We start from the raw sequence: 13,278 nt of genomic DNA on the forward strand, positions 1-13,278 counted from the left end.
GAGTTGGTCATTGGTCATTGGAAGTTGGCGAAGCCCGCCGGGCCTCGTAGGTCCCCAACCCTTTCAATTCGCGGCGCAGCAGCTCGGCCAGAGCGCGCATAGCCTCGACCTTGGGAAAGGTGCTGCGCCAGGCCAGCACCAGCGTCCGCCTGGGGGTGGGCGGCTGAAGGGGACGGATCTCCACCCGGGTTTCGGCGAAAGGACCCCGCGCGGCCAGGGTGGGCAAGAGCGTCGAGCCCGCTCCCGAGGCCACCATCTGGCGCAGGCTCTCGATGCTGCTGGCCTGGAAGGGATAGCGCTTCTCGCGGTAGGCCTGACAGATCTTGAGGGTTTGCCTCCGCATGCAGTGGCCCTCGGCCAGCAGCAGCAGGTCTGTTGACACCAGGTCGGCTTCCTGCAAGGTCTTCTTGGCGGCCAGGGGATGGTCGGGGGGAAGGGCCGCTACGAATTCTTCCTCCATGATGGCCTCCTGATCCAATCCCGGTTCCTCCAGGGGCAGCGAAAGAATGGCCGCGTCGACCTCGGTGGAAAGCAGCATTTCCACCAGCCGCTCCGTGATGTGTTCGCTGACGAAGAGCTTCAGTTCGGAGTAGTGGGTGCGCAGGATGGGCAGCAGGTGAGGCAGTAGATAGGGGCCCACGGTGGGGATGGCACCCAGGCGGAAGGGTCCGCCCAAGGGATAGCCGGGCTGGCGGGCCATGTCCTCCAGGCGGCGCACCTCGTTGAGGACGGTGCGGGTCTGGGCCACGATAGCCTCGCCAGCTTTGGTGGGGAAGACGCGGCGCTTGCCCCGTTCGAAAATCTGCACTCCCAGCGAGTCCTCCAGCTTGGCCACCTGGGTGCTGAGAGTGGGCTGGGTGACGTGGCAGCGGGCGGCGGCCTGTCCGAAGTGACCGGTTTCCGCCAGCGCGATGACGTACTCGAAGTCGCGCAAGTTCACGATGGACCTCTCTTTGCTCGTTCCCTCGATGATTGATCAGTCGTGGAATTTACTGGAACAGTGATAGATTCCATCAATGATCCTTATCGAGAAATTCAATTTGCTTTCTGCACCTCCCAGAGGGCATACTGGTTCCTGATGGACAAGTCGTCTGTGGCTAATGACGCTTAACATCGGGATGAAAAGGCCTCGATTCATAAAACTAAGGTATTATCCACTATCCAATAGATTTTGTCAATAAAAAGAGAGGTATTGATGTGTAAAGACCGCAAAGAGAAAACTCTCACCACGGCGGCCGGAATCCCGGTGGCCGACAATCAGAATTCCATCACCGCCGGTCCGCGCGGGCCCGTCTTGATGCAGGACTTCCACCTGATTGAGAAGATGGCTCACTTCAACCGCGAACGCATCCCCGAGCGCGTGGTTCACGCCAAGGGCGCCGGAGCTTGCGGGACCTTTACCGTCACCGGCGACATTACCCGCTACAGCAAGGCCAAGGTCTTCGAGAAGGTGGGCAAAGAGACGCCCATCATGATCCGTTTCTCGACCGTAGGCGGAGAGAAAGGATCAGGCGACAGCGAGCGCGATCCCCGCGGATTCGCCGTCAAGTTCTACACCGAGGAAGGCAACTGGGACCTGGTGGGCAACAACACGCCCATTTTCTTCATCCGCGATCCGCTCAAGTTCGGTGATTTCATTCACACGCAGAAGCGCGATCCTCAGACCAACCTGAAGTCGCCCACCATGATGTGGGACTTCTGGTCGCTGAGTCCGGAGTCGCTGCATCAGGTCACCATCCTTTTCAGCGACCGCGGCACTCCTAAGGGATTCCGCCACATGAACGGCTACGGCAGCCACACCTTCAGTCTCGTCAACGACGAGGGCAAGCGCCACTGGGTGAAGTTCCATCTCAAGACCAAGCAGGGCATCGAAAACTTCACCCGTCAGGAGGCCACCAAGATGAACGGCGAGGATCCCGACTACGGGACCCGCGACTTGTTCGACGCCATCGAGAATGCCGACTATCCGCAGTGGCGGCTGTGCGTTCAGATCATGCCTGAGGAGGACGCCGAGGACTACCACGTCAATCCCTTCGATTTGACCAAGGTCTGGCCTCACGGGGACTATCCGCTGATCGAAGTGGGTATCCTCGAGCTCAACAAGAATCCCGACAACTATTTCTTGGAGATCGAGCAGTCGGCCTTCGCTCCCGCCAACGTGGTGCCGGGCGTCGGCCACTCGCCCGACAAGATGCTGCAGGCCCGCATCCTCTCCTATCCCGACGCCCACCGCTATCGCCTGGGAGTCAACTACGAGGCTTTGCCCTCCAACAAGCCCCGCTGCCCGGTGCACAACTACCACCGCGACGGCGCCATGCGCTTCGACGACAACGGCGGCGGCGGGCCCAACTACGAGCCCAACAGCTTCGGCGGTCCCAAGGAGGATCCGTCTTACGCCGACATCGAGCAGCCGGTGGACGGGCCGGGCGCCCGTTACGACCACCGCAGGGGCAACGACGACTATACCCAGGCCGGAAATCTCTTCCGTCTCATGGAGCCGGATGCTCAGCAGCGGCTGATCGACAACATCGTCACCCACATGAAGTCGGTGCCCAGGGAGATTCAGGAGCGTCAACTGGTCCACTTTTGGCGAGCCGACGAGGATTACGGAAGGGGTGTAGCCCGGGGGCTGGGATTGGAGCTTCCGCAAGAAGATCCTGTTCCCGCCGGATAAGCGCTTGACGCCTGCGGGCGTCCGCTTTTGCAGGAACCGGCGCCGTTTTTCGGCGCCGCCGCTCAGGCCTGCCCGACGGCGCTAAACCGCCGGGCAGGCTGTAATGGCCGACTTTTCCGCGCCCGCTGGGTGCTACAAGCCCGCGCGGATTCCGTCGGTGGAATCGATCCACGGCCCGGACAAAGGAGTGGTTTAGTCTGAGGTAGACTGCTCCTTTTCCGGGTCGCCATCCCCCCATTCTACTCGTCTGAGCGGGCGAGGTGAATTGGTGCCTTTTGCATTCTGTTCGAAAGGCAACCGTCTTGTCCGGCTGACGCCCCCTGTCAAGACAGGTTAAACTCATGGCAGCGTCCTCTGCCGAGAACTGGAGACCAAGGCCATGAAGATCTGCTCCTTGCTGCCCAGCGCCACCGAAATCGTCTACTCCCTCGGACTTGGAGACTGCCTGGCGGGTGTGACCCACGAATGCGACTATCCGCCTCAGGCCGCTTCGCTGCCGGTGGTGACGAGCAGCAACGTGGTCGATTCGGCAGCCTCCTCGGCGGAGATCCATCGCCAGGTCAGCCAATCGCGCTTCAGCGGCATCAGCATCTACCAACTCGATGAAGAGGCCCTGGTCAAAGCCGATCCCGGTCTGATTCTGACTCAGCAACTGTGCGACGTGTGCGCCGTTTCCTACGGCGACGTCAAAGAGGCCGTCAGGCGCCTGCCGGGAGATCGTCCCATCCTGTCCCTGGAGCCGCACAATGTGGAAGGCATCATGGAGACCATCCGCAGGGTGTCCGAGAGCGCCGGAGTCCCCGAGCGGGGCCAGGCCTTCTGCCAGGGCTTGCAGGAGCGCATCGAAAAGACCCGGGAAAGGGCTCAGGAAGCCTCGCGGGAGCCGCAGCGGGTGCTGGCCTTGGAATGGCTCGACCCTCCCTTTTACGGCGGCCATTGGGTTCCTGAGATGATCGCCTGGGCGGGAGGCCGTGACGGGCTGGGGCGGCCGGGCCGTCCCTCCTCGCAGGTCACCTGGGATGAGGTGGCCGCGTACGATCCCCAGGTAATCGTCCTGATGCCCTGCGGATTTGAGGTCGAACGCACTTGCCAAGAGTTCGAGGCTCTCTCCTTGCCCCGCCAGTGGGAAGGCCTGTCGGCGGTGCAGGACGGTCAGGTTTATGCCGTCAATGCCTCCGCGTACTTCTCGCGTCCTGGGCCCCGGGTGGTGGACGGGTTGGAGCTGCTGGCCGAGATCCTTCATCCTCAGCTTTTCCCCCGACGCTCTCCCCCTGACGCCTGGCGGTCGTTGAGCCCCTCGCTCATCAAGAACTGAATTGTGCCGATATGCTTGTTGAGCGAAAAGGCCGGAGAAAAAGTAGAGGCTTTTTCTTCTGCAACGCCTGCGGCTTGTTGTAGGCTATTGAAGGAGCGGCAACCGTCCGTAAAGCGACGAGAGGTGACTAGATGCAGTTGGACACGAATCAACTGAAGGGACGCATCGACAGCGAGGTCGAGCGCATCAAGGGCCGTATCGAGGCTCTCCGTCAAGAGATTCAGAATCTTGAAGGCGAGAAGTCGCGCCTGGCTGAAACCTTCAAGGCGGTAGAGGCGGTTGAGCGCATCGCCCGTGAGTTGGACGTGCTCAACCAGGTCGATTTGCAGGCCCGTTCCGAAAGGGATTCCGAGGCCCGGGAAGAACACCGTTCCGTGGCGCCCGACCCCGAGGCCTCTTCGGCTTATTCGGAAGAGGAAGAAAAGCCTTCCGAACGCATTCATGACTTCAAGCAGTGGGCCTGAGCCTCCTCGAGCCCCTTTGCTGTCCACTCCTCCCCTTCTCCCGGGCCCGGCCACAAGGCTGCCTGGGATTCTTGCATTTCCTGCTGGAAGGCCTTGCTGCGGACCGCATTCTTCCCAGCGACTTCCTGACTGATAGGCGCGAATAGCCTCCCTTCGTGCACCGCAAGGTGCAGAATCAGCCTCTGGCACAGGGCCTGCCCTTAGGCAGAGCGGAGGCTATCATTATGAGAAAGAAGATACTGCGATCCGCTCTTTTCTTGCTGTTGCTGACGGTTGCCGCGCTGCCTCTGAGCGCCCAGCCCAGGTACAAGGGAGCCGGCTATGGCTTTCTGGCTTTCGGGGGCAACGTCGAGGGCAACAGCGAATCCCTCACCAGCCTTGGGGGCGGCGGCGAAGCTGTTTTCAACAACGGCCTTGGGTTTCGGATGGACGTCGGCTTCTTCGGCCCGATCGACAACCTGAGCGCCGGAATCGGGGCGCTTTCGCCGGGCATGCTCTACGAGTTCACGGTGGAGAAAAAGACATCGGCCTTCGTGGGCGGAGGCTACACTCTTTTCTTCCGCGACGATACCCTGAACGGCATCCACTTCGGAGGCGGCGTCCGCCACTGGTTCACAAGGGGCTTCGGCATCCGCGTAGAAGCGCGGGACGAGGTGCCTCTGATTGATGGCAGGAGTTTCCACAACGTCTTTGCCCGCTTCAGTTTTCTCTTCCGTTGAAGCGGTGAAGGCTCCCGCGGTCGGCCCCGGCCGCGGGACTCGGCGGCGAGCCGATCCCCCCGGCCCGCCTCCGAACTCCTCCCCGACCCGCCCCCCTAGCCTGTCGCCCGGGCTTCGGGGAGCGGGTCATTTCTCTTGATCGTCCTGCAGCCGGCGCAGGAAGAGGACGGGCGCGCCCGAGATCCAGGTCACGACGATGGGAGCGATGATCACCCAGTTGAGCAGGCGCGCCGCCGGCTGGAAGGTTGGAGGAGGAAAGTCTCCCATCAGGTACTGAATCGACTCGCTCTGAAAATAGATCAGCGAGGTGCCCGCCAGGGGGGCGTGCAGGCTTCCCAACAGAAAGAGTCCTTGGCAGTAGGCGAATAGCAGGTGATTGCCCAGCCACAGGTGGCGGATACCCAGGTCAGGTTGGGCGGCCACCCTGAAGGTCAGGATGAGGGCTCCGATGAACTGCAGGGCCGTCAGGTTATGGGCGGCGATGATGGCCCGCGGCTCCCCGATCACGGCCCAGAAGAACTTGCCCAGACCAACCCCCAGGGTCAGTGCCAGCAGCGGATTGAGCAGGCGCAGCATTTTGTTCATACTCAGTTGCCGGACTGCTCGAAGTAAAAAGGCCGGCGTGTGGTGGGGTGGTTGCCCAACTGGTTGAGGGTGAGGGCATCGTAGAGGCGTCCGTTAACCATCACCAGATCGACCTGTTGGCTTTGCCGAATGTCCTCTAACGGATCGCCGGCCAGCAGGATCACGTCGGCCAGCTTGCCCGGTTCGAGCGAGCCCAGCTCGCTTTCCATGCCCAGGTAGTAGGCTCCGTTGTAGGTGGCTGCACGCAGGGCTTGGTGGGGCGTCATTCCGCCCTGCACCAGCATCCAGATTTCCCAGTGGGCGCCCAGCCCCTCGCGCTGTCCGTGGGCGCCGATGTTGACCTTGACGCCCTCTTCTGCCAGTTGGCGGCAGATGCGCGCCGTGTCGATGTGGTTGAACTCCTCGTCGGGGACCATGGTCCGCCGGCGCGAGCGGGCGTCCAGCGCATCGCGGGGGACGTAGCGCAGCAGCCGTTCGTTCTCCCACACGTTGGTCTTCTGATACCAGTAGTTCTCGCCCCAGTTTCCACCGTAAGCTACTACCAAAGTAGGCGTGTATCCGACGCCGGTGGCGGGCCACAGGTCCGTCACGTCCCCGTAGACGTTGGATACCGGGATGGCGTGTTCGATGCCGGTGTGGCCGTCCACCACCATGGTCATGTTGTGCTGAAAGAGCGAACCGCCCTCGGGAACCACCAGCATCTCCAGTTCGCGGGCGGCGGTGACGATCTGCTGGCGCTGGTCGCGGCGGGGCTGGTTGTAGCTCTTGACGCTGAAGGCTCCCTGGGCCTTCATGCGGCGCAGGTGAGAGCGGGCGTCTTCCAGGCTGTCCACTTCGGCTTTGAAGGAACCTGCGGCTCCGTAGAGGATGGTCCCGGTGGAGTAGATGCGGGGCGCCGTAATGTGTCCCGCCTTGGCCATCTCTGAGGCGGCGAAGATGGTGCTGGTATCGTTGGAGGGGTCGTGGAGGGTGGTGACGCCGAAGCTCAGCGAAGAGAAATGTTCGCGGTTCTGCTGGGGCACGACTTCGTTGATGCCGTGGGGTCCGTGAGCGTGAACGTCGATAAGGCCTGGCATCAGGGCGCGTCCTTGGGCGTCCACCACGTGGGCGTCGGCCGGAATCTCGACCTGGCTGCGGGGGCCGACGGCGGCGATGCGGTTGCCTTCCACCAGCAGGCTGCCGTCTTCGATGATCTCTTCGCCCTTCATGGTGATGATGCGGGCTCCCACGAAGGCCACGCGTCCCGAGGGGACGTCGGTATCGGCATCGAAGGAGATGTTGCGTCCCTGGGCGGCGGGTTCGGGAAGCTCGTCGGGTGCGCCCTCCAGGAAGGCGAAGGTGTCGCTCAGGTCCCTCGTATAGAGTTCCGGCCCCAGCGCCCAGTGCAGGCTTGAGCTGTCGCCCGACCAATGCAGGTAGTTGCCGGCGTCGCGCGACACCTGGCGCAGGGGGATGGCGCCCGTCTTGGGTCCGATGGAAACCGGCTGGCCGGTGTCGATGAAGGGCGCGATGTAGCAGTTGAAGCGCTCTGAGAAGGCCACCCACTTGCCGTCCGGCGACACGGCGAACTCGACCGCATTGTCGCTTCGCAGGTGGACGCGCGGATCTTTGCCGTCCAGTCCCACGCTCTTGAGGACGCGCTGCTCGTCCTCGAAGTCGAGCAGGTAGAGGCGCTCGGGGTCGTGGCCGAAGTGGGGCTGGGTTCCGCTTGGCGAGATGCGCTCGGCCTCTTCGCGGCCCCCCACGTGGATCTTGTAGATGCCTGTTTCCCGCGAGTAGAGGGGAGAGGTCAGGTATCCGCCTGCGACCTTGCGGTAGACGACGTGCCGTTTGTCGGGGGTGAAGACGGGTTCCACGTAGTGTCCAGGGGTGGTGGTGATGGCGCGTCCGGGGCTGCCCACGGCGTCGGCGACGCGCACTGTGCCCAGCTCATCGTCGTCCCAGGAGACATAGACGATCTGTTTGCCGTCAGGCGAGTAGGAGGGATAGTACTCGAAGTGCTCGTTCTGGGAGGTGAGGCGGCGCGGCGTGCCCTCGGGCAGTTGGCGCGTCCACAGGTAGCCCAGGGCGGAGTAGACGACCTGGTCTCCCTTGGGCGAAACCTTGACCCAGCGCAGCATCTTGGGCTGAAAGGTGGGCGGAGCCACCTGCTGCCGGAAGTGCAGGGCTTGCAGGGCCTTGCGGGTGTCGCTGACGGCGAAGGGGATGTTGCTGACCTGCTTGCTCTCGACGTCGATGCGGTGGATCTTGCCCTGGGCCCAGAAGACGATGGAGCGGCTGTCGGGCGCCCAGGCCATGGAGGGATAGACGCCGTGGACGGCCCAGGTTTCCTGCATGTCGCGCTCGAGTCCGTCGTAGATGGGCCACTCGCGCCCCGATTCCAGGTCTTGCAGAAAGAGCGTCGAGCGGTAGCGCACCCGGCGTACGAAGGCCAGCAGTTTGCCGTCCGGCGAAGGCGTGGGGCGGACGGCGCCTCCGGGTCCCTCGGCCATGGTCACGGTTTCACCGTCTTGGCGGTCCAGGCGGCGGATCTGGTAGATCTCGGTGTTGGGATCCTTGTTGTATTGAAAGGTGGAGCCGGGAGTGGCGTCCAGCGAGTAGTAGAGGTAGCGCCCGTCGGGAGAGAAGGCCGGCTCTCCCAGGTCCTTCTGGTCGTTGAGCCTCTTCACCATCTGCAAACCTCCCCCTCCCGAGCGGTGGTAGAGCCAGATTTCGCCAGCCCCCAGGGAGCGGCGCGAAGTGAAGTGCTTGCGGGCCGCGATGTAGTCTCCGTCGGGCGTCCAGGCCGGGGAGTTGAGCAGGCGGAAGCTCTCCTTGCTGACCTGCTTGGGGTTGCTGCCGTCAGTGTCCATTATCCAGATGTTGTCGCCGCCGCCGGCATCCGAGGTGTAGGCGATGTGCTTGCCGTCGGGACTGAAGCGGGGCTGCATGTCCCAGGCCATGCCGCTGGTCAGCGGCTGGGCCTCTCCGCCCTCCATGGGCAGCAGATAGATGTCCCCCAGCAGGTCGAACACGATCTGGCTGCCGTCGGGGGACACGTCCAGGCTCATCCAGGTGCCGCTGTCGGTTTGCAGCGGAATCTCGATAGTGGGTCCAGGCGGCTCGTTCACATCCCACTTTTTCTCGTCTTTCTTCTCTTGATCCGCTGGTGGTGGATCGGCCGCTCCGTTCTCTTGAGCCGAAAGCGTTGCCAAGAAGCCGAAACCACTCAGCCCCATCCCCACAGCGACCATCCAAATCCGAATCAACCGTCCAGTCATCATCACTCTCCCCTCAGACAAGAAATGTTGCAGACACCCCCTATGCTTCGACACCCCCGCCTCCCTGTCAACCCTGCCGCTGGCTGACGGACAGAGACAAAAGGTCCCCTACGTCGGTCCCATCCGGCCAGGGCCCTCCGTTCTTGGCCCTGACGGGGACAGATTCGCTATCCCAGCGCTGCCGGTCATAAGTTCTGAGTCAGGTCCGCGTTTTTTGTCTGAAAGGGACAGATGCGCCAGCCCAGCGACCGTGTTGGAAGTCGAGTCCGGGCTCGCTGAAGGCGAGCGATTCGCTAGCCCAGGGTCAGCCCCGGCGAGCGCCAGCGAGACGGCGGCGCCACCCTGGGTTTTCAGACGGCAAAGGTCTGAACGCTGAAAGCGTGGGATAACGCCACAGGGTGGCTCAAAACTTCTGACGCGCTGCACAAGGTGGCCAACAAGTTCACACACGTGTCAAGTTTCAGCGACCGCGGTGAGGGCCCAATTGCTCTCGGCGGTATGAGGCTGGTGGCTACTGACTTGCAGCAGGTGCGAGCCCGTCCATGCCGGAATCACCTACTGCGGCGCATCGTTTTCAGGTTCGACCGGGAAGGGCGTAATCTCATTGACGAAGGCGGCTCAACTTTCCACTTGGTAAGTGGAGCCGCTTCATGTGAAGATAGGCGGGATTCTGTGAGTTGGCAGCGGACGCTGGAGTTTGACGATGCAGGACACGAAATGGAGCGGCTGGATGGCGGCGTGGTTGGCGGTGGTGCTGATGCTGGGCGTCGATGCCGCGGCCCTGGCGCAGAACCAAGATCAGCCCACCCGCAAGGAGTTGCTGCGCAAGCAGCGTGAAGAGCGGCGCAAAGACCTCAAGCCTGAGCAGGTGACGTCGGTGGAAAGGCGCCTGCGCAACTTCGAGACGTCGCGGGGCAAGCTGACCGAGAAAGGCTACGCAGGCTTTCGCCTGCTCATCGGAGGCATCGACGACCCGGCCATTTTCGGGGCCGCCTCCTCGGGCGCGGGACTGGTGGGGGGCATCGGGTACGTCAACGGACTCAACCGCGACAGCTTCCAGTTTTCGCTTGACGCCCGCTATTCCACCCGCCAATACGAAAACATTCTGGGGCATATAGAATTCCCCACCCGGCGCAGCGGCAAGCCGGTCCAAGCCTTTATTCAGGCGGGTTACCGCGACTACCGCGAAATCGATTTCTTCGGCTTGGGCGGGTCCACCAGCATCGACGCGGAAAGCAATTTCAGGCTGGAGGACCGGCGGGTCAACGGAGGCGTCAGCATCCGTCCCCACGAAACCACCATCATCCGGGGCGGAGTGGGCTATTTGAACAGCCACGTGCTGCCCGCCGAAGGCACCAGCGCCTTTGACCGCTTCACCCTCGATCAACTGCCGGGTGCCGACGACCCTCCCCAATACGCCACCTATATCGGGCAACTGGGGTTCAACTTCTTCGACGAGGGTTTTCCCCCCGCCGGGGTGGCGCTCAATTTCGAGGTGGCCCGCTTCGACGACCGCGACGAAGGGCGCTTCGACTTCACCCGCTTGACGGCCGACTTCTTGACCGAGATCCCGCTGGGATTCCGTAATCGCCGCCTGGCTTTTCGCCTTCGCACCAGCCATTCCATGGCCGATGCCGGCGATCGAGTGCCTTTCTACCTGATGGAGACGCTAGGCGGGGGCACCAGCCTGCGCGGATTCGACGACTACCGCTTCCGCGACGAGCGCAACCTGCTCATGAACCTGGAGTACCGGTGGGAGGTGTGGCGCTATGCCGACTTCGCCATTTTCGCCGATGCCGGAAAAGTCTTCCGCCGCGCCGGCGACCTCGACTTCAGCAACCTGGAAGCAGGCTACGGTTTCGGACTGCTGATCCGCTCTCCTTTCGGAGGGTCTTTCCGCATCGACGTCGCCAACAGCCACGAGGGATTCAGGATCTACATCGGCAGCGGCGCCTTCGTCGACAAGAGTTCCCTGGGTCCGCCGCTCAACAACTTCATCGTGGGACGGCCCAGCCGCCAGCGCTGATGCGGAGTAGAAGCCAATGAGGAAGCAAACGCGGGGCATGTTAAGAGGAGAAGCCATGAGGAAGGTGCTGCCAGGCGCTTGGATCGCGCTCTTTCTGGTCTTGGCCATGCAGCCGGTGTTCTCTCAGGAGGTGCCCGGCAAGCAACCCAAGTTCTTTCCCGACGACCCGCTGTGGAAGGACGAAGACAACATCGACGTCCCTGAAAAGCCCGCCGAAATCGAACTGAGCGACCTCTACGACCGCTTCTCCCACACCTTTCACGATTTCGGATCGGAGGAATGGGGAGAAGCCGACAACGTCAACACCCTGGACGAAGTCCCCGACAGCAGTTGGTTCACCAACCGTCACGGACGGCGCCGAATGTCGATGGACGAACTGGTGCGGGGACCCGGTTCCGGCAGCGGCCCCGACCCCTCCCAGCCCTGGACGATCTTCCGCGGCAAGCAACAGGGCATCACTCCGGGGTTCCACGTGGTCGACGACAAGGGCGACCGCTACGTGGTCAAGTTCGGCACCCGTTCCGACCCCCGCCTGAGCACCTCAGCCGAGATCATCGCCACCAAGATTCTCTACGCCATCGGCTATAACGTTCCCGAGAACTACATCGTCTACCTGGACCCGTCCAACCTGCGCATCAAGCCCGGCACCACCATCACCGATTCTTACGGGGACGAACTCGAACTCACCCAGGGACGCCTGAGGCAGATGCTGCGCAGGGCCACCGCCGAGCCCGACGGCACCTACCGCATCGTGGCCAGCAAATACATCGACGGGGAGCCGCTGGGCCCCTTCCGCTACTATGGCCGCCGCAGCGACGACCCCAACGACCTCTACTTTCACGAGCAGCGCCGCGAACTGCGCGGACTGCGGCTCATTTCGGCCTGGATCAACCACGACGACTCACGGGCCCAAAACACCCAGGCCTCCTGGGTGGAAGACGCCGGCCGACACTATGTCCGCCACTACCTGATCGATTTCGGTTCCACCTTCGGAAGCGGCACCGCCGTTGTCCAGGACCCTAGCCTGACCTTCAGCACCTGGATGGACGGCGGCGAGATGGCCGACAACGCCGCCGGATTCGGGTTCCACGTGCCCGAATACCGCAAGGTCGAGTGGCCTGACCTGGACGAATACCCGGCGGTCGGCCGCTTTGAGGCGAAGCATTTCGATCCCGCCGAGTGGTATGAGGAATACCCCAACCCGGCCTTTATCCGCGAGTCCCAACGGGATGCCTTCTGGGCCGCCAAGATCATCATGCGATTCAGCGAAGAGGAACTGCGCGCCATCGTCCGCGCGGGCCAATTCAACGATGCCAAGCAGGAGGCCTATTTCCTGCGGACCTTGATCGAGCGGCAGCGAAAGTGCGGCGCCTACGGCCTGCTCCCGCTCAACCCCCTGGACGAGTTCCGCATCGCAGGCGGCAATGTCGCATTCGCCAACCTGGCCGAGAAGTACAACCTGGGCTCCCCCGCGGGATCGACCTATCAGGCTCAATGGAGCACCTACAACAACGCCACTGACCAGCACAGTGCCATGGGCGATTCCTCCAGCCGCGACGAGACCTCCTTCCCCATCCCCTCGGCCAACCTGGGCGAGGACGAGTTTCTGGCCTTGACCATCACCACCCAAAACCCCTCTCACTCGGCCTGGGACCGGGAAGTCCGCATCTACCTCCGCCCCAGAGCGGGCGGCTACGACCTGGTCGGCATAGACCGCGACTCCAACCCCTCTTTCCCGCCCGAAGACGACTAGTGCTGCCGGGCATAAATTCTGAGCCAGGGCCCTCCGTTTCTTGTCCCTGACAGGGACAGATTCGCCAGCCCCCTCCTTCGCTAAAGGCTACGGAGGGCGATACAAGGCTTCGGAGGGCAGGCACCGGCTGGGTTGAGGAGTCAGCACAAGCTCCCTAAAAGGGACAGATTCGCCAGCCCAGCGACTGTGTAAGAAGTCAAGTCCGGGCTCGCTGAAGGCGAGCGATTCGCCAGCCCAGGGTCAGCCCCGGCGAGCGCCAGCGAGACGGCGGCGCCACCCTGGGTTTCGGACGGCAAAGGTGCGAACGCTGAAGGCGTGGGATAACGCCACAGGCTGGCTCAAAACTTCTGACGCGCTGCGCTAATGCTGCGCCACAGGATTCTTGACTTAAACCATGCTGCATTCTAGCTTGTGGGGTGAACCGCCGTACCCAGGGTTTCGCCCTTGCTGCGCTTCGCTTGCCGCGGGCTGCACCCTGGGCT

9 protein-coding genes are annotated in these 13,278 nt (G+C 62.7%); 6 read left to right on the plus strand and 3 right to left on the minus strand.

Translation table 11 applies throughout. The features are described 5' to 3' along the window. Positions 1–7: 7 nt before the first annotated feature. Complete coding sequence (locus tag VLU25_04140) at positions 8–940, minus strand: LysR substrate-binding domain-containing protein (GenBank protein HSR67107.1); 933 nt, start codon at positions 938–940, stop codon at positions 8–10. Positions 941–1,195: 255 nt separating this feature from the next. Between VLU25_04140 and VLU25_04145 the strand changes: the two genes are divergently transcribed. The 4 genes from VLU25_04145 (at position 1,196) to VLU25_04160 (ending at position 5,172) form a co-directional block, all read left to right on the plus strand. After that, positions 1,196–2,674, plus strand: coding sequence for a catalase (locus tag VLU25_04145; GenBank protein ID HSR67108.1), 1,479 nt, complete (start codon positions 1,196–1,198; stop codon positions 2,672–2,674). 379 nt (positions 2,675–3,053) lie between these two features. Further along, entirely contained in the window at positions 3,054–3,989 is a 936-nt protein-coding gene (locus VLU25_04150; protein ID HSR67109.1) for a cobalamin-binding protein, read from the plus strand. A 131-nt stretch (positions 3,990–4,120) separates the two neighbouring features. After that, the gene (locus VLU25_04155) at positions 4,121–4,453 is read left to right on the plus strand and encodes a hypothetical protein (GenBank protein HSR67110.1); all 333 of its coding nucleotides are present in this window, start codon (positions 4,121–4,123) and stop codon (positions 4,451–4,453) included. A 224-nt stretch (positions 4,454–4,677) separates the two neighbouring features. Further along, a complete protein-coding gene (locus tag VLU25_04160; protein HSR67111.1) occupies positions 4,678–5,172 on the plus strand; it encodes a hypothetical protein in 495 nt (164 codons plus the stop codon). A 126-nt stretch (positions 5,173–5,298) separates the two neighbouring features. On the opposite strand, the gene VLU25_04165 is transcribed toward VLU25_04160, so the two are convergent. Next, positions 5,299–5,757, minus strand: coding sequence for a hypothetical protein (locus tag VLU25_04165; protein HSR67112.1), 459 nt, complete (start codon positions 5,755–5,757; stop codon positions 5,299–5,301). A gap of 2 nt (positions 5,758–5,759) precedes the next feature. Next, the gene (locus VLU25_04170; protein ID HSR67113.1) at positions 5,760–8,807 is read right to left on the minus strand and encodes an amidohydrolase family protein; all 3,048 of its coding nucleotides are present in this window, start codon (positions 8,805–8,807) and stop codon (positions 5,760–5,762) included. Positions 8,808–9,720: 913 nt separating this feature from the next. On the opposite strand from VLU25_04170, the gene VLU25_04175 reads away from it, so the two are divergent. Together VLU25_04175 and VLU25_04180 are read left to right on the plus strand one after the other, a co-directional pair. Further along, on the plus strand, positions 9,721–11,043 hold the full coding sequence (locus VLU25_04175) for a BamA/TamA family outer membrane protein (GenBank protein HSR67114.1): 1,323 nt from the start codon (positions 9,721–9,723) through the stop codon (positions 11,041–11,043). A 55-nt stretch (positions 11,044–11,098) separates the two neighbouring features. Beyond that, positions 11,099–12,796, plus strand: coding sequence for a hypothetical protein (locus tag VLU25_04180; protein ID HSR67115.1), 1,698 nt, complete (start codon positions 11,099–11,101; stop codon positions 12,794–12,796). Positions 12,797–13,278 lie beyond the last annotated feature (482 nt).

The organism is Acidobacteriota bacterium (genome assembly GCA_035471785.1).
Classification (GTDB): domain Bacteria; phylum Acidobacteriota; class UBA6911; order RPQK01; family DATIPO01; genus JANQFM01.